The organism is Lentzea rhizosphaerae, from assembly GCF_042649515.1.
Classification (GTDB): Bacteria; Actinomycetota; Actinomycetes; order Mycobacteriales; family Pseudonocardiaceae; genus Lentzea; species Lentzea aerocolonigenes.
In genome coordinates this window covers 200261-220719 of record NZ_JBHRZI010000057.1, presented here as the reverse complement: position 1 = coordinate 220719, position 20459 = coordinate 200261, and the positions used below count along the sequence as shown (strand labels likewise).

22 protein-coding genes, 1 pseudogene and 2 riboswitches are annotated in these 20459 nt (G+C 68.3%); of the genes and pseudogenes, 12 read left to right on the top strand and 11 right to left on the bottom strand.

Features of this window, described 5'->3' with window-relative positions; all coding sequences use genetic code 11:
- Positions 1-2 precede the first annotated feature (2 nt).
- From ACFOWZ_RS45635 to ACFOWZ_RS45625, 3 genes are read right to left on the bottom strand one after another with little or no spacing between them, the layout of a single operon-like run.
- The gene (locus ACFOWZ_RS45635; protein ID WP_382380569.1) at positions 3-821 is read right to left on the bottom strand and encodes a carbohydrate ABC transporter permease; all 819 of its coding nucleotides are present in this window, start codon (positions 819-821) and stop codon (positions 3-5) included.
- A complete protein-coding gene (locus ACFOWZ_RS45630; protein ID WP_030470950.1) occupies positions 821-1819 on the bottom strand; it encodes a carbohydrate ABC transporter permease in 999 nt (332 codons plus the stop codon). The genes ACFOWZ_RS45635 and ACFOWZ_RS45630 overlap by 1 nt, the downstream gene beginning before the upstream one ends.
- Positions 1820-1829: 10 nt before the next feature.
- Positions 1830-3104, bottom strand: a complete 1275-nt coding sequence (locus ACFOWZ_RS45625) for an extracellular solute-binding protein (RefSeq protein WP_382380566.1) — start codon at positions 3102-3104, stop codon at positions 1830-1832.
- Between the two features lie 223 nt (positions 3105-3327).
- Here ACFOWZ_RS45625 and ACFOWZ_RS45620 point away from each other — a divergent pair, with 223 nt between their 5' ends.
- From ACFOWZ_RS45620 to ACFOWZ_RS45605, 4 genes and pseudogenes are all read left to right on the top strand, one after another.
- Positions 3328-4083, top strand: a complete 756-nt coding sequence (locus ACFOWZ_RS45620) for a GntR family transcriptional regulator (protein ID WP_030470948.1) — start codon at positions 3328-3330, stop codon at positions 4081-4083.
- 59 nt (positions 4084-4142) lie between these two features.
- A complete protein-coding gene (locus ACFOWZ_RS45615) occupies positions 4143-5534 on the top strand; it encodes an MFS transporter (RefSeq protein ID WP_382381304.1) in 1392 nt (463 codons plus the stop codon).
- Positions 5535-5743: 209 nt separating this feature from the next.
- Positions 5744-5938 (top strand): annotated as a pseudogene (locus ACFOWZ_RS45610) (SAM-dependent methyltransferase); the annotation flags it as partial.
- A 76-nt stretch (positions 5939-6014) separates the two neighbouring features.
- The gene (locus ACFOWZ_RS45605; protein ID WP_382380564.1) at positions 6015-6308 is read left to right on the top strand and encodes a class I SAM-dependent methyltransferase; all 294 of its coding nucleotides are present in this window, start codon (positions 6015-6017) and stop codon (positions 6306-6308) included.
- Positions 6309-6496: 188 nt separating this feature from the next.
- Here ACFOWZ_RS45605 and ACFOWZ_RS45600 read toward each other — a convergent pair whose 3' ends face one another.
- Together ACFOWZ_RS45600 and ACFOWZ_RS45595 are read right to left on the bottom strand one after the other, a co-directional pair.
- Positions 6497-7408, bottom strand: a complete 912-nt coding sequence (locus tag ACFOWZ_RS45600) for a threonine ammonia-lyase (protein WP_382380562.1) — start codon at positions 7406-7408, stop codon at positions 6497-6499.
- Positions 7405-8337: a threonine ammonia-lyase gene (locus tag ACFOWZ_RS45595; RefSeq protein WP_382380560.1), complete on the bottom strand. Its 933-nt coding sequence runs from the start codon at positions 8335-8337 to the stop codon at positions 7405-7407. Before ACFOWZ_RS45595 ends, ACFOWZ_RS45600 begins: the two co-directional genes overlap by 4 nt.
- Before the next feature lie 63 nt (positions 8338-8400).
- Between ACFOWZ_RS45595 and ACFOWZ_RS45590 the strand changes: the two genes are divergently transcribed.
- Positions 8401-8895: a hypothetical protein gene (locus ACFOWZ_RS45590; RefSeq protein WP_382380558.1), complete on the top strand. Its 495-nt coding sequence runs from the start codon at positions 8401-8403 to the stop codon at positions 8893-8895.
- Between the two features lie 562 nt (positions 8896-9457).
- Positions 9458-10408 (top strand): S1 family peptidase, encoded by a 951-nt coding sequence (locus ACFOWZ_RS45585; RefSeq protein ID WP_382380556.1) that lies wholly within the window; start codon positions 9458-9460, stop codon positions 10406-10408.
- Positions 10409-10410: 2 nt separating this feature from the next.
- On the opposite strand, the gene ACFOWZ_RS45580 is transcribed toward ACFOWZ_RS45585, so the two are convergent.
- The gene (locus ACFOWZ_RS45580; RefSeq protein ID WP_382380554.1) at positions 10411-11172 is read right to left on the bottom strand and encodes a dioxygenase family protein; all 762 of its coding nucleotides are present in this window, start codon (positions 11170-11172) and stop codon (positions 10411-10413) included.
- A gap of 31 nt (positions 11173-11203) precedes the next feature.
- On the bottom strand, positions 11204-11845 hold the full coding sequence (gene thiE / locus ACFOWZ_RS45575) for a thiamine phosphate synthase (RefSeq protein ID WP_382380552.1): 642 nt from the start codon (positions 11843-11845) through the stop codon (positions 11204-11206).
- Positions 11846-11871: 26 nt separating this feature from the next.
- A riboswitch (TPP riboswitch) is annotated at positions 11872-11983 on the top strand.
- On the opposite strand from thiE, the gene ACFOWZ_RS45570 reads away from it, so the two are divergent.
- The 5 genes from ACFOWZ_RS45570 (at position 11978) to ACFOWZ_RS45550 (ending at position 15545) form a co-directional block, all read left to right on the top strand.
- Positions 11978-13123 carry an FAD-dependent oxidoreductase gene (locus ACFOWZ_RS45570; RefSeq protein ID WP_449280293.1) on the top strand — a complete coding sequence of 382 codons (1146 nt, stop codon included), beginning with the start codon at positions 11978-11980 and terminating at the stop codon, positions 13121-13123. It overlaps the preceding riboswitch by 6 nt.
- The gene (thiS, locus tag ACFOWZ_RS45565; protein WP_030470936.1) at positions 13120-13320 is read left to right on the top strand and encodes a sulfur carrier protein ThiS; all 201 of its coding nucleotides are present in this window, start codon (positions 13120-13122) and stop codon (positions 13318-13320) included. Before ACFOWZ_RS45570 ends, thiS begins: the two co-directional genes overlap by 4 nt.
- A gap of 1 nt (position 13321) precedes the next feature.
- On the top strand, positions 13322-14077 hold the full coding sequence (gene thiG, locus ACFOWZ_RS45560; protein ID WP_030470935.1) for a thiazole synthase: 756 nt from the start codon (positions 13322-13324) through the stop codon (positions 14075-14077).
- A gap of 75 nt (positions 14078-14152) precedes the next feature.
- The gene (locus ACFOWZ_RS45555) at positions 14153-14596 is read left to right on the top strand and encodes a MarR family winged helix-turn-helix transcriptional regulator (protein WP_233439171.1); all 444 of its coding nucleotides are present in this window, start codon (positions 14153-14155) and stop codon (positions 14594-14596) included.
- Between the two features lie 4 nt (positions 14597-14600).
- Positions 14601-15545 carry a phosphotransferase gene (locus tag ACFOWZ_RS45550; protein ID WP_382380549.1) on the top strand — a complete coding sequence of 315 codons (945 nt, stop codon included), beginning with the start codon at positions 14601-14603 and terminating at the stop codon, positions 15543-15545.
- Between the two features lie 4 nt (positions 15546-15549).
- Here the strand turns inward: ACFOWZ_RS45550 and ACFOWZ_RS45545 are convergent, their stop codons facing one another.
- Positions 15550-15975, bottom strand: a complete 426-nt coding sequence (locus ACFOWZ_RS45545; RefSeq protein ID WP_382380547.1) for an SRPBCC domain-containing protein — start codon at positions 15973-15975, stop codon at positions 15550-15552.
- 59 nt (positions 15976-16034) lie between these two features.
- Here ACFOWZ_RS45545 and ACFOWZ_RS45540 point away from each other — a divergent pair, with 59 nt between their 5' ends.
- Positions 16035-16580 carry a TetR/AcrR family transcriptional regulator gene (locus ACFOWZ_RS45540; protein WP_382380545.1) on the top strand — a complete coding sequence of 182 codons (546 nt, stop codon included), beginning with the start codon at positions 16035-16037 and terminating at the stop codon, positions 16578-16580.
- Here the strand turns inward: ACFOWZ_RS45540 and thiD are convergent.
- From thiD to ACFOWZ_RS45525, 3 genes are all read right to left on the bottom strand, one after another.
- Positions 16523-17338: a bifunctional hydroxymethylpyrimidine kinase/phosphomethylpyrimidine kinase gene (thiD, locus tag ACFOWZ_RS45535; protein WP_382380543.1), complete on the bottom strand. Its 816-nt coding sequence runs from the start codon at positions 17336-17338 to the stop codon at positions 16523-16525. The genes ACFOWZ_RS45540 and thiD overlap by 58 nt on opposite strands.
- On the bottom strand, positions 17335-18996 hold the full coding sequence (gene thiC / locus ACFOWZ_RS45530) for a phosphomethylpyrimidine synthase ThiC (protein WP_382380541.1): 1662 nt from the start codon (positions 18994-18996) through the stop codon (positions 17335-17337). Before thiC ends, thiD begins: the two co-directional genes overlap by 4 nt.
- A riboswitch (TPP riboswitch) is annotated at positions 18986-19110 on the bottom strand. It overlaps the preceding gene by 11 nt.
- Positions 19111-19820: 710 nt before the next feature.
- Entirely contained in the window at positions 19821-20423 is a 603-nt protein-coding gene (locus ACFOWZ_RS45525; RefSeq protein ID WP_382380539.1) for a LysE family translocator, read from the bottom strand.
- Between the last annotated feature and the right edge of the window lie 36 nt (positions 20424-20459).

Below are 20459 nucleotides of genomic sequence, written 5' to 3'. Positions count from 1 at the left end.
CGTCATCCCTTCACTGCACCGGCGGTGACGCCGGCGACCATCTTGCGCTGCACGATCAGGAAGAACACCAGGGCCGGCACGGTGAACAGGACGGACGCGGCCATCGCGCCACCCCAGTCCGTGCCGAACGCGGTCTGGAAGCCCGACAGCCACACCGGGAGGGTTTCCCTGTCCTGGCTGCGGATCAGCACCTTGGCGAAGAGGAACTCGTTCCACGCCGTGATGAACGCGAACACCGACGTGGCGACCAAACCCGGGCCGAGCAGGGGCAGCGTCACCTTCTGGAACGCGCCCCAGCGACCGCAGCCGTCCACCATCGCGGCTTCTTCGAGTTCGACGGGGATGCCGTTGACGAACCCGCGCAACGTCCACGAGCAGAACGGCAGCGTCACCGCGAAGTACACGAGCACCAGCGAGGTGAGGTGTTCGTAGAGCTGGAGATCCCGCATCATCAGGAACATCGGGATCAGCAACGCCTCGAACGGCGCCATCTGCGCCACCAGCATCAGCAGCACGAAGCTCTTGCGGCCGCGGAAGGCGAAGCGCGACATGGCGACCGCGGCCGTGATGCCGACGATGATCGCGGCGAGCACCGCGGTCAACGTCACCAGCAGGCTGTTGCCGAGCGCGGACAGGAAGCCCGGCTTCGTCCACGCGGTGACGAAGTTCGAGAACGTCATCGAGAACGGGACGAGGTCGTAGTCCGACGTGATCGTCGAGCCCTTGGGCTTCAACGCGGACGTGATCATCCAGTACGTCGGGAACAGGAAGAACAGCGCGAGCACGAGGCCCACGACGTTCGCGGCAGACTTCTTGAGCATCAGATCTTGCCCTCCTCGGTCTGCAGCAACCGGCGCAGGTACTGGAAGGTGATCAGGCCGAGGATGAGCATCATCAGGACGCTGATCGCGGCGGCGACGCCGAAGTGGCTCTTCGCGATGCCCTCCAGGTACTGCAGCACGGCGAGCGTCGTGCTCTCGCCGCTCGGGCCACCCTCCTTGAACACCCAGATCTGGGCGAAGACCTTGAAGTCCCACAACGTCGACAGGAACGTCACCATCATCAGCAGCGACCGGATCTCCGGCCACGTCACCGCGCGGAACGTCTGCCAGCCCGACGCGCCGTCGATGCCCGCCGCCTCGTAGAGGTCGCGCGGGATGCCGACGAGCCCGGCGTAGAGGGAGAAGGCGAGGAACGGGATCGCCTGCCACACGATCAGCAGGCCGACGACGGACAGCGTCGACGTTCCGGACGAGAACCACGAGTAGTTCGCGTATGAATCAAAACCCAGCTGCACCAGGGTCTTGTTCAAGATGCCGTAGTTCTGGTCGAACATCCACTGGTAGACCGTGGTGGACGCGAGGATCGGCATCGCCCACGCGCAGAGCATCGCGATCTGCAACGCGACCCGCACCCACGGCGTGAGCACGCGCATCAGCAACGCGATCAGCAGGCCCGCGCCCACCGAGGCACCGACGACGGCGACGGTGAACACGATGGTGCGCAACGAGACGGTCCAGAACCGCTCGTCCTTCAGCACCGTCACGTAGTTGTCGAAGCCGGTCCACACGATCTCGCCGCGGACCAGTTCGCCGAGGTTGAGCTGGCGGAAGCTCGTCACGAAGACCGAGACGACCGGGAACCCGATCAGCCAGAGGATCGCGATGAGCGCCGGAGCCAGCAGCAGGTAGGGCAGCGCCCGGTCGAAGGCGCCGCCCCGGCGGCGACGCTTGCGCGCCCCACCCGTCACGGCAGGCGGCAGCGCCGGCGGGATCTCCCCGGCCGGCGCTGCCGTTTCGGTCGTCTTGACGGCCGTCATCTCGGCTGAGCTAGCTCATTGCCTTGGTGACGGCGTCGCTCGCGTCCTTCGTTGCCTGGTCCAGCGACTTGGCACCGGTGAGGTACGCGGTCAGCGCGTCCTTGAGCGGGTTCTGGCCCGCCTCGACGGCCGCCCACTTCGGCGTCACCGGGGTGACCTTGCCGTTCTGCGAGGACTCGGCCATGGCCTTGCCGAGCGGGGTGGTGGCGAGCTTCGCGGTGTCCTTCGAGGTGCCGGGAACCGCGCCGCCTTCGGCGAGCATCTCCTGGTACTTCTTGGACGACAGCAGCGACAGGTACTTCTTGGCCGCGGCGGCGTTCTTGCTGGCAGCCGGGATCGCGAGGTTCGAGCCACCGAGGAACACCGGCGCGGTCGAGCCGGCCTTCTTCGACGGGATCGGGAACGCCGCGGTCTTGTCCTTCAGCTCCGGCTTGGCCTTGACGGCACCGGCGAGCTCCCACGGGAGACCGACCATCATGCCGACGTTGCCCGTGCCGAAGACCTCCATCTGCTGCGGCTTCGCCTCGTCGATGTCCGCGGGGACCTTCTTGGCGGCCGACGCGTCGTACAGCGCCTTGTAGGCCTCGAAGCCCGCCTTGGCCTGCGCGGTGTCGAGCGTGCCGGTCCACTTGCCGCCGTCCTGCTTGGCGACGTCGCCGCCCTCGTCCCACAGCAGCGAGAGGAGGAAGTACCAGGACTGGCCGGGCAGGTACAGCGCCTGGAAGTCCGGGTTGGACGCGTTCGCGGCCTTGAGCTTGTTGATCGCGTCGATCCACTCGGCACGCGACGTCGGCGGCTTCGCGATGCCCGCCGCCTGGAACAGGTCGGTGCGGTAGATGACGGTGCGGTTCGCGGCGTAGAACGGCACGCCGTACTGCTTGCCGTTCAGCGTCAGCGAGTCCTTGAGACCGCCGAGCCACTCACCGCCGTTGAACTGGCTCGCGTCCGCGGTGAGGTCGGCGAGCGTGCCCTGGTCCGCGAAGCTCGCGGTCTGGGTGTTGCCGAGCTCGATCACGTCCGGGGGCGTGCTGCTGGCCAGCGCGGTGGTCAGCTTCTCCTGGATGCCGGTCCACTTCTGGACCTCGTACTTGACCTTGATGCCGTTCGCCGACTCGAACTCCTTGTTCAAGGCGTCGGTCAGGGTCGTCGGCGCGGAGCCGTCCATGAGCCACACGGTGATCTCTTTGGTCTCCGTGCCGCTACCGCTGTTCGTGCTCGTGCCACAGCCTGACACGGCCACTGCCAGCGCGGCGGCACCAGCAGCGAGTCCTCTCCAGCCCTTCACAGTCGCGCCCTTTCAGCAAGCCCGGCCCCTCGGCCGGAACGCCCAAGTGGTGTAGACCAATGCGGAACAGCGTGTGCTGCGTCACCGGTCCTGTCAAGCGCGTTGCCAAAGCGTTGCGGAGTCATCGGACCAATTTCGTGTCGATTGGCGGGGGTTCGAACGCACGAATCGACACGGACAAGGCATCCTTGTGTGGCGTGACGTGGAGTGCGAGGAGGAGGCCATGCTGGAGACGACGCCTGCATCAGGCGTGGACGCCAGGACGCGTGCACAGCGCGAACCGAAGTACTGGGGTCTCAAGCGGCACCTGCTCGACCTGTTGAGGGCGTTGCCGCCTGGTTCACCGATCCCGACGGAACGGTCGCTGGCAGCGGAGTTCGACGTCTCCAGGACGACCGTTCGCCAGGCGCTCGCCGAGCTGACGGTGGAAGGCCGCCTGCTCCGTGTGCAGGGCAAGGGCACCTTCGCGGCGGAACCCAAGGTCGCCCAGAGGTTGCAGCTGTCTTCGTACACAGAGGACATGCGCGCCCAGGGCCGCGTGCCGTCGTCGAAGCTGATCGAGGCCTCCGAGATGCCGGCAGAAGCCGAACTCGCGCGGCTGCTCGGCGTGCGGCCCGGTGCCAAGGTGCTGCGCCTGCACCGTCTGCGTCTCGCCGACAACGAGCCGATGGCGATCGAGACGACCCACCTCGCGCTCGGCCGGTTCCGCGGGCTGCGGCGGTACCTGGCGCCCGGTGCGTCGCTGTACCAGGTGCTGTCCGAGCGGTTCGGCGTCGAGATGGGCCACGCCGAGGAGACGATCGAGACCGCTCTCGCCTCGCCAGAAGAGGCAGAACTGCTCGGCGCGGACATCGGCCTGCCGATGCTGCTGCTGTCGCGACACTCCTTCGACACCGAGGGCAACCCCATCGAGTGGGTGCGTTCGGTCTACCGCGGTGACCGGTACAAGTTCGTCGCCACGCTGAACAGGCCGTCTTGATCGCGTGGGGCACACCGCGCGCTCGCGCGGTGCTCGCCACGACGATCCTCGGTTCGGGCATGGCGATGCTCGACGGCACGATCGTCAACGTGGCACTGCCCCGGATGGGCGCGGAGTTCACCGCGTCGGTCACCGACCTGCAGTGGATCCTGAACGGGTACCTGCTCGCGCTCGCCTCGCTGATCCTGATCGCCGGTTCGCTCGGCGACAGGTTCGGGCGGCGCCGGGTCTACGTGATCGGCGTGGTGTGGTTCGGTGTCGCCTCGCTGCTGTGCGGTGCAGCGTGGAACGTGCCGGTGCTGGTGGCCGCGCGCGTTCTGCAGGGTGTGGGTGCGGCTTTGCTGACGCCGGGGGCGTTGGCGATCCTGCAGTCGTCGTTCAACCGGGAGGACCGGTCGCGGGCGATCGGCGCGTGGTCGGGGCTCTCCGGGGTGGCGACCGCGGTTGGGCCGTTGGTCGGCGGGCTGCTCGTGCAGGCGTGGTCGTGGCGGCTCGCGTTCCTGGTGAACCTGCCGGTGGCCGTCCTGTGCGTGTGGATGGCGCTGCGGTTCGTGCCGGAGTCTCGCGACGACTCGGCTGGGCACCCGAACTACCTGTCCGCGCTGGTCGGTGCGGTGGGGCTCGCATTGTTGACAGGTGGGATTGTTGAACAATCCTACGTTGTGACAATCCTCGGATTGCTCGCCGTGGTCGTGTTCGGCGTGCTGCAGAAGCGGTCGAGCGACCCGTTGGTCCCCGTAGAATTGTTCAACAATAGAACGTTCCTACTTTCCAACGTTCTGACGTTCCTCGTCTACGCCGCGCTCGGTGGCGTGATGGTGCTGCTGGTCCTGCAGCTGCAGATCTCGTTGGGCTACTCGCCGACGGCGTCGGGCCTGGCCAGCGTGCCGATCACGATCATCATGCTGCTGGCGTCCTCGACGTCCGGGAAGCTCGCCCAGCGCTACGGCCCGCGCCTGCAGCTGATCGCGGGCCCGATCCTGGTCGGCCTGGGCATGCTCCTGCTGCGCAACGCCGTGCCGGGCGCCTCGTACCTGTTCGGCGTGCTGCCGGGCGTCCTGGTGTTCGGCATCGGCCTGGCCGTCGTGGTCGCCCCGGTCACCGCGACGGTGCTGGCCTCGGCTCCCGATCACCACGCGGGCGTCGCGTCCGGCGTGAACAACGCGGTGGCCCGCACCGGCAGCCTGCTCGCGATGGCCGTGCTGCCCGCGGCGGTGGGCCTGGTGGGCGAGGACTACGCGAACCCGGCCGTGATGACCGCCGGCTGGCAGATGGCTCTGGTGCTGTGCGCGGTCGCCGCGATCATCGGTGGTCTGCTCGCGATCGGCGTCGACAACGGCGTGCTGTCCACGGAGCACGAGCAACCCGACAACCCGCACCCCGGCGAGTGCCTGCACTGCGGCGTCGAGGGCCCGCCGACGCACGTCCGCTCCGGCAGCGCGCACCACTGAGCGGGCTGCCAAGAGTTCTGTCCGCTACTGCTCCTGTTTGGCGCGAAAAGCACGTTCTGGCCATCTATCGGCCCCAATGTCACGTTCGCGCCAAACGGGCCTGGGGAGCGAACGTGACGTTCGGGCGATCTAGCGGCCCGAACGTGCTTTTCGCGCCAAAACCGGGGCAGCGACGGTGCGGACAGGATTTCTGGCCAGGGCTTAGCGCGATGACGGGGTTCGCGGCGGGCGAGGAACGGTGGCGCGCTCGTCTGGGCACGCTGCGGCAGGTCGTCCGGCAGGAGCTGGTGTCCCGGCAGCTGGCGGTCCACCTCCCGGCGCGGGCACCGTTGCGCGTGCTGGACGTGGGATGCGGCCAGGGCACGCAGATGCTGCGGCTCGCACGGGACGGGCACCACGTGACGGGCTTGGACTCGTCGCCGGCTCTGCTCGACGAGCTCCGGCGTGCGCTGGACGGTGAGCCGGACCTGAGGGGACCGGGTGAGGACGGTCGAGGACGACGTCCGGAACCTGGCTTCGCTGTTTTCCGAGCGCTTCGACGTCGTGCTGTGCCACGGCGTGCTGATGTACTTCGCCGATCCGGAGCCGGTGCTGGACGACCTGGTGCGGCTGGTCGGGCCGGGAGGCGTGCTGTCGTTGCTGGTCCGCAACGGTGATGCGCTGGCGATACGGCCTGGGCTGCTCGGCGACTGGGACGCGACGCTCAGGGCGTTCGAGAGCCCGCTCTACGACAACCGCATCGGCGTGACGATCGCGGCGGTTGCCGTCGCCTGATCAGGTGGCGGTTGTCCTCATCCGCCCACGCTGCCGTCATGTACGTGTGACGGGCTCCAAGTTGTCCACACCCACACGGGTATCGAATGTCCCGTAACACTGTTGCAGTTTCTCTCGCATATGCGGAAGCGCGGGGGTGCGGCCGACAGGTGATCGCGACGAGGAGGGTGACAGACGCGCTGGAGCGGTCAGGTCCGCGCCGTGAGGGTCGCCGCCAGCAGCGCCGGGTCGACGTTGCCACCGGACACGACGGCGACGTCACCACCGGCCTTGGCCTGGGCCGCGGCCGCCACGGCACCGCTGGGTTCGGCGACCAGCCGGGCACGCCGCGCGAGATCCGCCACCGCCGCCAGGATCTCGTCCTCCGTCACGGTGATCACGTCGTCCACGAACTTGCTGATGTGCGCCCAGGTCAGTTCCGAGGGCTCGTCCCGCAACGCGTCCGCGACCGTACGCGCGCGCTCGTTGGGGTCCCAGCGCACCAGCGAACCCGCGCGCAGCGAGTCGGCGATGTCGGCCGCCAGCGCGGGCTCGGCGCCGAGGACGCGGACGTCCGGGCGCAACGCCTTGATCGCCGTGGCGACACCGGAGATCAGCCCGCCGCCGGACATCGGCACCACGACGGAGCCGACGTCGGGCAGGTCCTCCAGGATCTCCAGGCCGATCGTGCCCTGGCCCGCGATCACGTCGGGGTGGTCGAACGGCGGGATCAGCGCGGCGCCGCGTTCGGCGACGAGTGCCTGTGCCCGTTCGACGCGTTCGGTGATGCCGACGATGAAGACCTCGGCGCCCAGCGCCTTCGTGGCCTCGATCTTGACCGCCGGAGTGTTGTCCGGCATCACGATCGCGGCCGGGACGCCGTGCAGCCTCGCCGCGAACGCCACGGCCTGGGCGTGGTTGCCGCTGGAGTAGGCGACCACGCCGTTCGAGCGGTTCTCCAAGCGCGCCAACGCGTTCAGCGCGCCGCGGAGCTTGAACGCGCCGATCGGCTGCAGCGACTCCGGCTTCAGCCAACCCGCGCCGAACGGCAGCAGCGGCGTGCGCACCACGTGCGGCGCGATCACCGTCGCGGCCGCACGGACGTCGTCGAGCGAGATCATCCGGAGATCAGTTCCGCGAACAGCTTCGGCTCGATGTTGCCGCCCGACACCACGGCGACCGCGGGGCCGGCGGGCAGCGAGCGGTTCAGGTACGCCGCGACGGGAACGGCTCCGCTGGGCTCCGACACGATCCGCGTGCGGCGGGCGATCTGCTTCACCGCGTCGCGGATCTCGTCCTCGGACACGGTGATGACGTCGTCCACGTACTCGTGGATGTGCGCCCAGGTCAGCTCGGACGGTTCGGCGCGCAGGCCGTCGGCGATCGTGCGGGCGCGGTCGTGCGCGTTCCACCGGACGAGCGAGCCCGCGGCGAACGACGCGGCGGTGTCGGAGGCCAGTTCGGGCTCGACGCCGATCACGCGGACGTTGGGGCGCAAGGACTTCACGGCCGTCGCGACGCCCGCGATCAGCCCGCCGCCGCTCACCGGCACCAGGACCGTTGCCACGTCGGGGAAGTCGGCGCAGATCTCCAGGCCGATCGTGCCCTGGCCCGCGATCACGTCCGGGTGGTCGAACGGCGGGATGAGCGTCGCCTTGCGCTCCTCCACCAGTTCGGCGGCGCGCGACTCCCGTTCGGTGATGCCCACGACGAACACCTCGGCGCCGTGCGCGCGCGTCGCGTCGATCTTCAGTTGTGGCGTGTTCTCCGGCACGACGATCGCCGCGGGCATGCCGAGCAGCTTGGCGGCGTACGCGACCGCTTGCGCGTGGTTACCGCTCGAATACGCCACGACACCGCGCTCCCGGTCCTCGGAAGGTATGCGGGACAACGCGTTCACCGCGCCGCGCTGCTTGAACGCCCCGATCGGCTGGAGGCACTCGGGCTTGATCGACAGTCCGGAGTCGAAGGGCAGCAACGGAGTGCGCACGACGTGCGGCGCGATCGCGGCGGCGGCCGCGTGGACGTCTTCGAGGGTCACCAGGCGCATGTGTCGATGATGCACGTCACCGGGACACAACCGGTGAACTGTGCCCAACGTCCTACGTGTGTCATGGCTGATAAGGAGAAGATCACCCCCGTCAAGCTCGTCGCGAGTGTGCTCGCCGCCGTCACCGCGGCCGTGCTGAGCCTTCGCCTCAACGTCGTCGGCACCATCGTGGGCGCGGTCCTCGCGAGCGTGGTGACCACTTTGGGCGCCGCGTTCTACCAACGGTCGATGGAACGCGAAAAGCGTTGGCAGGTCATCGCAGTCGGAGGCCTGCTGGTCTTCGTGGTGACCGTCCTCACCGCGACGAGCGTCCAGCTCGTCACCGGCAAACCCGTCACGGCCGACCCCGGCGAACCCACGACGTCCACGAGCACGCACACCGAGACCCGCACCGAGACGACGAAGACCGAGACGATCACCATTACGGTCCCGCCGAGCACATCCAGTCAGTCGCCGACCGAAAGCACCACGACGACCGGACCGCCCACGTCGTCGACAGGTTCCGGACAGCCGACCGACAGCTCCAAACCCTCGTCAACTGTCGACCCCATTCGGTGATCACGTCATCACTTTGAGCGATAGTTAACTGTCAATTGCTACGCACCGCAGTTGATCTGTCGTGAGCTGTGACACACTTCGTCCACGGTCGGGGACGGGCGTCATAGATAACAGGCTCATAACGTCACTCGAACGGGCGAAAGATTCGGTCCAAACGAGGCCGGAAGGGGGGGCGCAATGAGGCTCGTGGAAGGACCACTTGAGCGCTGCGCCCACGCAAGAGACGCGACAGAACTGGGGATTGGAGGGGTGGGGCGACCCCTGCCGCCGCCCCACCACCCGTCCCCCTAGAGCCCCCGAGAGAGGTCCCTGCAACCGATCTCTCGGGTTCCCCTGCACCCGAAAGTGAGGGAGACGTCTGATGAACCGCACGAGTGCGGCCCGTGTTACCGGTGCCGTGTTGCTCGCCACCGGAGTCGTGACTGCTCTCAGCGTACCGGCGTTTGGCGCCCCTGCCGCACCAGTCGCCCCAACCGGTTCCGACACGGAGAGCTACCCGGCCGAATTGCTCCAAGCGGTCCAACGTGATTTGGGCCTGAACGCTGAGCAAGCCCGCGTCCGGATGGCCAGTGACCAGAAGTCGAGCGAACTCGCCGAGCAGGCGAAGGCCTCTCTCGGTGACGCGTTCGGCGGAGCCTGGATCGACCAGGCGAGCGGGAAGCTCACCGTCGCCGTGACCAAGTCGGGACTCTCCGTGACCGGAGCCGACGTCAAGGTCGTCAAGAACTCGCTCACTCAGCTCAACGGCACCAAGTCGGTGCTCGACCTCATGAGCGCCCCCTCGGCGATCACCAGCTGGCGCGTGGACGAGAAGTCCAACAGCGTCGTCGTCGAGGTCAACAAGAACACCCGCGACGCGGCGGCGGAGAAGTTCATCGCCACCGCGAAGTCGCTCGGCTCGGCCGTCACGGTCGAGGAGGTCACCGAGAACCCGACGACGCTGTACGACCTGCGCGGTGGCGACGCCATCTACATGGGCGGCGGCCGCTGCTCGCTCGGCTTCTCCGTGACGGGTGGCTTCGTGACGGCCGGCCACTGCGGCCGCGCCGGCACCGCTGTCTCCGGCTACAACCGCGTGGCGGCCGGCACGTTCGCCGGCTCGGTCTTCCCTGGCAGCGACATGGCGCACGTCCGCACCAACGCGAACTGGACGCCGCGGCCGTGGGTCAACCGCTACGGCGGCGCGAACGTGATCGTCAAGGGCTCGTCCGAGGCGGCCGTCGGCGCGCAGATCTGCCGTTCCGGTTCGACCACCGGCTGGCGCTGCGGCACCGTCCAGGCCAAGAACCAGACGGTGAGCTACCCGCAGGGCACGGTCCGCGGCCTCACCCGCACCAACGCCTGCGCGGAGCCCGGTGACTCCGGCGGTTCGTGGGTGGCGGGCTCCGGCTTCGGCCAGGCCCAGGGCGTGACCTCCGGCGGTTCCGGCAACTGCTCCTCCGGCGGCACCACGTACTTCCAGCCGGTGAACCCGATCCTGTCGCGCTACGGCCTCACCCTGACGCGCGGCTAGTCCTAACTGAACTGCACTGATCGTTTCGAGAGCCCGTACCAGAAGCCTTCAACGCTGGTACGGGCTTTCTCGTCGCTCGCAGCGCCGAGCGCCACGAACAACGGCGCGAAGTGCTCAGTCCTCGGATGTGCGATCCCTGCGGCCGGTGCCTTCTGCTGGAAGTCGAGCAACGCGTCGACGTCACCGTTGGCCAGCTGCTGGTTCGCCCAGTCGTCGAACTCCTTCGACCACGACGGCGGTTCGTAGGCCGTGCCCCGGTCGAAGTGCACGCAGCTCAGGTTGTGCGTCATGAACCCGCTGCCGACGATCAGGACGTTCTTGTCCCGCAGCGGCGCGAGTTTCTTGCCGATCGCGTGGAGCTCGCGCGGGTCGAGCGTGGGCATCGACATCTGCAGCACCGGCACGTCCGCGTCGGGGAACATCTCCTTGAGCGGCACGTAGGCACCGTGGTCGAGCCCGCGTGAGGCGTCCTGCTCGACGTGCCCGCCGAGGAGCTTGCGCACGTCGTCGGCGAGTTCGGGGGCACCCGGTGCCTCGTAGGTGACCTCGTAGTACCGCTGCGGGAAGCCCCAGAAGTCGTAGACCAGCGGCACGGTCTCGGTCGCGCCGATGGTCGTCGGCGCCTCCTCCCAGTGCGCGGAGACCATGAGCACGGCCTCCGGGCGCGGGAGGGTGGCGGACCAGTCCTTGAGCTCTCTGGTCCACGTCTCGTCATCAGCCAGCGGGGGTGCCCCGTGGCTCAGGTACAGCACAGGTGCGCTCACGTCTTCGAGAGTACGCCTGATTGTTCAAATTTCAACGACTAAGTTCAGTTTTGAACAACTCGGCTGCCTTGCGGGGGTCCTCGGCCTCGGTGATGGCCCGGACGACGACCACGCGCGTGGCTCCAGCCGCTTTGACCTCGTGGAGGTTCGTGTGGTCGATGCCGCCGATCGCGAACCACGGCCTGCGCATGCCCTTGGTGGCCTTGACGAGGTCGAGTCCCGGCGCCGGACGACCGGGCTTGGTCGGCGTGGGCCAGCACGGCCCGGTGCAGAAGTAGTCGACGCCGTGCTCCGTCGCCGCGGCCTGCATCTGGGTCACGTCGTGGGTCGACCTGCCGATCACCGGGTGCTCGCCGATGATGTGGCGCGCACACGACACCGGCAGGTCGTCCTGCCCGAGGTGCAGCACGTCGGCCCGAAGCGCGTGGGCGATGTCCGCGCGGTCGTTGACGGCGAGGAGCTTGCCGTGGGTGTCGCAGGCCTCGGCGAGGACCTCCAGCGCCGCGATCTCCTGCTTGGCCTCGAGCGACTTGTCCCGCAGCTGGATGATGTCGACGCCACCGGCGAGCGCGGCGTCCGCGAACTCGGCCAGATCGGGCCGGTTCGGCGTGCAGAGGTAGAGCGTCGCGTCGGCGAGTCGTTGCCTGATCAGGTTTCCGTCGAGTCCTGGCACGCTCGCACCGTAACCGTTATGTTGGTGTCGGTCCGCACGGGAGCCTGGAGATCACCGGGCTGAGAGGGAGCGTGGTTCGCTCCGACCGTCGAACCTGATCCGGGTCATGCCGGCGCAGGGAGCGTGAATGCCTTGAGCAGTGTGGAAGTGGCCGTCGTGGGTGGCGGCGTCATCGGCCTGTCCGTCGCCTGGTGTGCGGCGCGTGCCGGGTTCTCGGTGTCGTTGCGCGATCTCGGGTCGCCGCACGCCGGGTCGCGCGTGGCGGGCGGGATGCTCGCCCCCGTCGCCGAGGCGTGGCACGGTGAGGAAACCGTTACGGCGCAAGGTGTCGAGGCGTTGGCGTTGTGGCCGGAGTTCGCGGCGACGCTCGGTGTTGAATTGTTCAACAAGGGGACGATCACTGTCGCGACGTCGCCCGGTGACTTGGCTGACCTGCGTAGGATCGTCGAATTGTTCAACAATCCGGACGTAGAATCGTTCAACAATCCTCTTGTTGGATCGTTGGCCGCTCGTGATGTCGGATCGTTGAACAATCCGAGCGTGGGATCGTTGAACAATCCTGGCGTTGAATTGTTGAACAGTCGAGCGATCCGACAACTCGAACCCTCCCTCGGTCCATCGGTCCGCGGCGGGATGTTCGTGCCGGGTGATCTGGCGGTCGACAACCGCGAGCTGCTTTCCGCGCTGCACAAGGCTTGCGTCGAGGCGGGGGTGAAGTTCGAATCCACTGTGGACGAATCCGTCTCGGAGGCTCGGTCAGCCACCACGACAGCGCCACCAACCATCGCGACAGCGCGTCGATCCGTCACCGTGATCGCGGCCGGAGCCTGGAGCGGCAACCTTCACCCCGCCCTCAAAGACGTGATCCGCCCCGTGAAGGGCGAGATCCTGAGACTCGCCTGGCGCCACGGCACCCTGCCGCCACCGACACGCACCATCCGAGGCTCGGTGTCCGGCCGATCCGTGTACCTGGTGCCGCGCCACGACGGCATCGTCGTGGGCGCCACCCAGTACGAGGCCGGCTTCGACACCGACGTGACGGTCGCCGGCGTCCGAGACCTGTTGCGGGACGCGGAAACCGTGCTCCCCGGCATCGCCGAGTACGCGCTCACCGAAGCCGCAGTCGGATTCCGCGCCGGCAGCCCCGACAACGTCCCGGTCGTCCGCTGGCTGGAACCCGGCGTCATCGCCGCGACGGGGCACCACCGCAACGGACTCCTGCTCGCCCCGCACACCGCTCGTCTCGTCGTCGAGCTGCTCAAGGGAGGAAGCTCGTGAAAGCACAGGTCAACGGCACTTCGCGCGACCTGGCCGAGGGCACGTCGATAGCCGCGGTGGTGGCGTTGGTGGGGGCGCCGGCGAAGGGCGTGGCCGTGGCGCTGGACGGTGCGGTCGTGCCGAGGGCGTTGTGGGAGAAGACGATCGTGCCGGACGGCGGCGTGGTCGAGGTGCTGACCGCGGTCCAGGGAGGGTGACGTGGACGATCCGCTGATCATCGCGGGCCGGGAGTTCCGGTCCAGGCTCATCACCGGCACCGGTGGTGCCGCGAACCTCTCCGTGCTGGAACGGGCCCTGGTGGCGTCCGGCACCGAGCTCACCACCGTGGCCATGCGCCGGGTCGACGCCGCCGGGCAGACCGGTGTGCTGGAGTTGTTGCGGCGGCTGGGAATCGAGGTCCTGCCGAACACCGCCGGCTGCCGCACGTCCGCGGAGGCCGTGCTCACCGCGCAGCTCGCCCGCGAGGCGCTGGAGACGAACTGGGTGAAGCTCGAGGTCGTCCACGACGAGGAGACCCTGCTGCCGGATCCCGTCGAGCTGCTCGACGCGGCCGAACGACTGGTCGACGACGGCTTCGTCGTCCTGCCCTACACCAACGACGATCCGGTGCTGGCGCTCAAGCTCCAGGACATCGGCTGCGCCACGGTCATGCCGCTGGGCTCGCCGATCGGCACCGGCCTCGGCATCCGCAACCCGCACAACATCGAGCTGATCACGTCCCGCGCCACGGTCCCCGTGGTGCTCGACGCGGGCATCGGCACGGCGTCGGACGCGGCGCTGGCGATGGAACTCGGCTGCTCAGCGGTGTTGCTGGCGACGGCCGTCACGCGCGCGCAGGACCCGGAACGGATGGGCGCCGCCATGCGTTGTGCGGTCGAGGGCGGACGGCTGGCGCGGTTGGCTGGAAGGATTCCGCAGCGCTTTTGGGCCCAAGCGTCTTCGCCGGGTCTCTGAGTCGCTACCTTGGGTACTCACGTGTTGGGGGATGATTGACCACTACCTGAAATCCGCCGAGGAGGACGACTAGCCGTGACGGCCCCCATTGACGCCGAGGTCGAGGACGCGACCGCGCGCCTGTACCTGGCGATCGGCCGGCTGGCCCGGTTGCTGCGACGCACCGGTTCCCCCGGACTCGGCCCCGGCGCGGTCTCCGCGCTCGCCACGCTGGCCAGGTGCGGCCCCATGCGCCTGGGCGACCTGGCGAACAAGGAAGGCGTGGCGCCCCCGACGTTGTCCCGCATCGTCGCCGCACTGGTGGAAGCCGGCTACGTGAAGCGCGAACCCGACCCGCAGGACGGCCGCGCCTGGCTCGCCACCCCCACGCCCGAGGGCGAGACGATGGTGTCCGGCGTGCGGTCCGCGCGGGTGCGCGAGCTGCAGCGCCGGATCGAACAGCTCACGCCGGAACACGTTGCCGCGCTGGTGAACGCGTTGGACGCGCTGGAGACGCTCGTCGGCGAAGAGTCCAAGTAGCAGCGTGATCCAGGACGAGTGCTGGGCCGACCACTTCCGCGCGCAGGGCCATCCCGCCGTCGTGCTTCTCGGACGTGGCGTGGAGGGGGTCGTCCACGACCTGGGCGACGGGCTGGTCGGGAAGGTCTGGTTCCAGCGCGGGGCCGCTGATCTGTTGCTCACACAGGAGTTCCAGCAGGAGCTGCTCGCCCAGGAGCTGCCGTACGAGACACCGCTCATCCTCCAGATCGACGAGGTGGACGGGCACGCGGTGACGCTCGAACGCCGGTTGCCCGGCACGCCGCTGTCGGTCCTGCTGCAGGAAGAGCGGATTCCACTCGCGGTGGCGCACGAGGCTGCACTGGCGGCGGCGACCGGGCTGGCCGGCACACAGGCCGGTCCCGCGGCGCGGGCGTTGACGGTGCTGGACGAGCCCACGTCGTTGTGGGCGGGACAGGAGCGCTGGACCGACGCATTGGCGGCGCTGGTCCAACGGCGAGCCGTCGCCCACTCCGAGGTGCTGCGCGCCAGGATCACGGACTTCGACGAGAAGCTGGTGCGGGTGCACCGTCTGCTGAAGCGGGTGCCGCCGGGTCCGGACCGGATCCTGCACGCGGATCTCGTCCCGCCGAACATCCTGGTGGACGACGAGTTCCGGGTGACGGCCGTGATCGACTGGAGCTTCCTCACCACGGCCGGCGACCACACCTTCGAAGCGTCTGTCGCCGCCGGCATCTTCGACATGTACGGCCCTGGCGCCCGTGTTTCCGACGACGCGCTGACGGCCGTGCTGGTGGAACAGCACGGCCACTCGCTCGCGCGCATGCTGCTCTACCGAGCGGCTTATGCGATCGCGACGGCCAACGCCTTCAGCGCGGACGGGTCCGACGGCCACTTCGCCTGGTGCGCCGCCGTTCTCGAACGCGAGGACGTCGTCGAGACCTTGTTCTCGGCGAACCCTGATCTCTGAGCCGTCACGAGCGCTCGCCGGCGAAGACGCGAGCCAGCGCCTGGTTGAAGGCGTCGAACTCCGCCACCAGCACCTCGCGGGTCTGCGCCAGCACCCCGGCCGCCATCGTGCCCGTGAACGACTCGACGTTCACCAGGTGCGTGCCGCCGTCCACGGACCTGAGCTCCCAGCGGTGGCGCCCGAAGAACGTCGCCGGATCGCCGCCCTGGGACGCCAGCACGTAGGGCTCCATCGACGTGACCTCGCCGTCGAAGTCGCGCTCGAACGCCGTGCCCTTGGCCGCCTTCACCTTCGTCTTCACCCCGTCCACCTGCGTGTACTCCATGACGGGGTTCCACTTCGCGTAGCCCGCGAAGTCCACCAGCACCCGCCACACGTCGTCGATCGGCGCGGGGACGACCAGCTCTGTCCTGACCTCATTTTCCTGCATGGTTGTTCAGCATAATGAGCCGGGCTAGTCTTTTTCCCATCGTCGGGATCAAGGGTCAGGTGCAGCAGCGCGGCGTCGAGCGACGTCGCGAGATCGTCGACGCCGCGATCGAGTTGTTCGGGGTCAACGGGTACGCGGGCACGGGCGTTGCGGCCATCGCGAAGAAGGCGGGCGTCACGCCGTCGGCGGTGATCCACCACTTCGGGTCCAAGGAGAACCTGCTCAAGGCGGTCTTGGACGAGTTCGACGCACGGGCGGCAGCTCGCGTCTCCTCCAAGGACCTCAAGCAGGCGCTGCTCGAGGACGCGGAATACACCATGGCGCACAAGGGTTTGGCGACGTTGCACACGGTGTTGCAGGCCGAGCACCTGGCGCGCGACGACGAGATCACGCACCGGTTCCGCGCGCGGAACCGCATGCTGCGCGGCCACTTCGCCGAAGAGCTCGGAGAAGCGGCCGCGACAGAGCTGATCGCGTTCCTGGAGGGTGCGTTGACGGTCTGGCTGCTCGATCCCGAGACGACAGACCTGAAGGCGATGTACGCCCGCTACCTGTCGAGCCTCCACAGCGGCGACACCGGGCCGACGCCGGCGCCCAGGGGATAGGCGGCCGCGACGGACTTCACGATGAAGTCCTTGCCGAACTGAACGGCTTCCGGGACGGAGGCGCCGCGGGCCAGCGCCGAGCTGATCGACGACGCCAACGTGTCACCGCTGCCGTGCGTGTGCTCGATCTCGTACCGCGGTCCAGAGAGCTCGATGAACTCGCGGCCGTCGTACAGCAGATCCACGCACTCCGGGTCGTCCCACATGTGGCCGCCCTTCACGAGCACCCACTGCGGGCCGAGCGAGTGCAACGCTTCCGCCGCCACCCGTTGGTCCGCGCGGTCCTTCACCTCGATGCCCGTGATCAGCCGGACCTCGTCCAGGTTAGGCGTCACCAGGGTCGCGCGCGGGAACAGCAGGCCCCGCAACGCGTCCAGCGCGTTGTCCGCGAGCAGCTGGTTGCCGTGCATGGAGGCCGAGACCGGGTCGACGACGAAAGGCGTCTTCCCCGAACCGATGCCGACGCGGTCCAGCGCCGGCGTGATGGCCTCGATGATGGCCGCTGACGCCAGCATGCCGGTCTTCGCGGCCTGCACGCCGATGTCCTCGGCCACCGAGATGATCTGCGCCGCAACGGTTTCCGCCGGGATCTCGGCGACACCCGTGACGCCCAGGGAGTTCTGGACCGTCACGGCTGTCAGCGCGACGCAGCCGTGCACTCCGCACGCGAAGAGCGTGCGGAGGTCGGCCTGGATGCCCGCACCACCGCCGGAATCGCTTCCGGCGATGGTGAGGACCCTGGGTGGTGTCTCGGTCACGAAGTCTCCACGACCGGGAGGTAGACCTTGTTGCCCGTGTCGGCGAACTCGTCGGACTTCTCCGCCATGCCCGCCTCGATCGCCTCCACAGTGGACAGTCCGCGCTCCTCGGCGTAGCGCCGCACGTCCTGCGTGATCTTCATGGAGCAGAACTTCGGCCCGCACATCGAGCAGAAGTGCGCCGTCTTCGCCGGTTCCGCGGGGAGCGTCTCGTCGTGGAACGAGCGCGCGGTGTCCGGGTCGAGCGACAGGTTGAACTGGTCCTCCCAGCGGAACTCGAAGCGCGCCTTGGACAGCGCGTCGTCCCAGTCCTGGGCGCCGGGGTGGCCCTTCGCCAGGTCGGCGGAGTGCGCCGCGATCTTGTACGTGATCACGCCGGTCTTCACGTCGTCGCGGTTCGGCAGGCCGAGGTGCTCCTTCGGCGTGACGTAGCAGAGCATCGCGGTGCCCAGCCAGCCGATCTGCGCCGCGCCGATCGCGGACGTGATGTGGTCGTACGCCGGCGCGATGTCCGTGGCCAGCGGCCCGAGGGTGTAGAACGGCGCCTCGCCGCACCACTCCTCTTCGAGCCGGACGTTCTCGGCGATCTTGTGCATCGGCACGTGGCCGGGGCCCTCGATCATGACCTGGACGTCCTTCGCCCGCGCGATGTGCGTGAGCTCGCCCAACGTCCGCAGCTCCGCGAACTGCGCCTCGTCGTTGGCGTCCGCGATGGAACCCGGCCGCAGTCCGTCACCCAGCGAGAACGTCACGTCGTACGCGCGCAGGATGTCGCAGAGCTCCTCGAAGTGCGTGTAGAGGAAGCTCTCCTTGTGGTGGGCGAGGCACCACGCGGCCATGATCGACCCACCGCGCGAGACGATGCCCGTCACGCGCCGAGCCGTCAGCGGCACGTACCGCAGCAGCACGCCCGCGTGCACCGTCATGTAGTCGACGCCCTGCTCGCACTGCTCGATCACCGTGTCGCGGTAGATCTCCCAGGTCAGCGAGGCCGGATCGCCGTTGACCTTCTCCAGCGCCTGGTAGATCGGCACGGTGCCGACGGGGACGGGCGAGTTGCGCAGGATCCACTCGCGCGTCTCGTGGATCCGCTTGCCCGTGGACAGGTCCATGATCGTGTCGGCACCCCAGCGGGTCGCCCACACCATCTTCTCCACCTCGTCCTCGATCGACGACGACACGGCGGAGTTGCCGATGTTGGCGTTGATCTTGACGAGGAACTTCTTGCCGATGATCATCGGCTCGGCCTCGGGGTGCTTGCGGTTCAACGGAATCACCGCACGCCCGATGGCGACCTCGTTGCGCACGAACTCCGCGTCGAGGTTCTCCCGCGTCGCGATGTAGCGCATCTCCGGGGTGATGATCCCGGCCTTCGCGTACGCGAGCTGGCTGACAGCTCCGTTGATCGGTTCCCGTGCGGCGATCCACCCCGACCTCAGGTCAGGAAGTCCACTGTGGACGTCGATCGCGTTGGCAGCGTCTTCAGCGGTATACGGACCGGAAGTGTCGTAGAGATCGACATGCTCGCCGTTGGTCAGCTCCACCCTGCGGTAGGGCACGCGGATGTCCGGGGACACCTCGCGGTACACCTTGCGCGAGCCCGAGATCGGGCCGGTGGTCACACTGGGCTTGACCGAACGGTCGTCAAGTGCCGTCACGACATTCCTCCCTACGCCGGCATTACCCGGTCAGGTTCAGGCGGTCGGTGACACCGGCTTGGCAGCCAGTCACCCTCTCAGCCCGCTCAGGCGCGAGCTCCCGCGTTGTGTTGAGTTGTCGAGAACCGACCATAGTCAGCGCGCGCCACAGCTGCCAAGGCCGTCGTTTGCCCCTAATCTCTTCCCTCGTGGCGGATCATCAGCCGTTCCCGCCCGGCGCGCGTCGCGGTCAACGTCCCGCCGTGGTCTCGGCATGCCCTTCCTGCGGTGAACTCGCAGGTCGCGGCTACCCCGACTGTGGTTTCTGCGCGGAACTGCTCGACCAGTTCTGGCTCGCGGACTGGGAGGCACTGCGCACGTCGTCCCAGCTGGCGGACCGGGAGCTGGCCGAATTGGTCACCTCCGCGGACGTCGGCCAGTACCCGTGGACGTGCGTCGACTGGGCGATGACGCTGCTGGCGTGCTCCCGCTGCGGCGCCGAGCTCGGCACCGGACCGGTCGAGTGCGTGCGCTGCGCGGTGACCGAGGAGCGCCGGTGGCACTGGGACCACTCGGCGCACCCGTACACGATGAGCGCGAACGAGCACCTTCTACGAGTCGCCCGCGCGGCCCTGCGCGCACCTCACCGGCGCCGGCCGGCGGTGGTGCAGGCCTGGCAGTTGGTCCTGCCGTTCCTGATCGCCGGTGAGGTGATCGAGTTCGGCAGGCTCGACCGGATCCGTGCGCACGTGCTGGCAGGCGGCTACGCGTCGATGGCCGCCTGCCACACGTTCGCCGAGCTGGCGGGGCTGCCCGAGCTGTTCTGGCGCCGGGGCGACCCCATCTCAACGCGGGTCGAGTACCAGCCGGACTCCGAGCGCCAGCAGCACGCCGCCCGACAGCTTCTCGAGCGCCGGGCGAACCCGCGGGCGGCTGAGCCAGCTGCGGATCGTGTGCAGGATCGACACGATGATCAGGTACCAGACGGTGTCGATGACGACCCAGAACACGGCGAGGAAGAGCAGAATCCCCTGGCCGGCCTCCCCGGCAGGCACGAACTGCGGTAGGAACGAGATCGCGAACACGCCGAGCTTCGGATTGGCCAGGTTGACGATCAGGCCGCTGCGGAACGCGTGGCTCGCCGGCGGAGGTGCGGTCTCCGGCTTGGTCCTGCTGAGCAGGGCCTTCGCGCCCAGGTAGATCAGGAAGACCGCGCCGCCGATCCGCAGCGCGTGGTAGGCGATCTCGGACGCCGTGAGCAGCACGGACAGGCCCAGAGCTGCGGCGATCGCCCAGCAGGCAACGCCGACCTCCATGCCGAACACCGTCGCCAACGCGGCTTTTCGCCCGTGCACCGACTGTCGCAGGACCATGGCCGTGCCAGGTCCGGGCGACAGTGCGATGAGGAACGAGGCCGCGACGAAGGCGACGATGTTTTCGAGTGGCATGCGTCGATGGTCGCTGACGTCAGCAATTCTTTTTTG